The 210-nt window shown below is 67.1% G+C and carries 1 pseudogene; it reads left to right on the plus strand.

What is annotated here, in order from left to right:
* Positions 1 to 210, plus strand: a pseudogene (locus FJ658_RS15095) (tRNA (N6-isopentenyl adenosine(37)-C2)-methylthiotransferase MiaB); the annotation flags it as partial.

Below are 210 nucleotides of genomic sequence, written 5' to 3' on the forward strand. Positions count from 1 at the left end.
ATCGCCGTCGGCGGCTGCCTCGCGCAGAAGGACAAGAACGTCATCCTCGAGAAGGCGCCCTGGGTCGACGTCGTGTTCGGCACCCACAACATGGGCTCGCTCCCGACGCTGCTCGAACGCGCCCGCCACAACGGCGAAGCGCAGCTCGAGATCCTCGAGTCGCTCGAGGTGTTCCCCTCGACGCTGCCGACGCGACGCGAGAACACCTAC

Origin of the sequence: Schumannella sp. 10F1B-5-1 (genome assembly GCF_006517535.1) — a bacterium.
Classification (GTDB): domain Bacteria; phylum Actinomycetota; class Actinomycetes; order Actinomycetales; family Microbacteriaceae; genus Schumannella.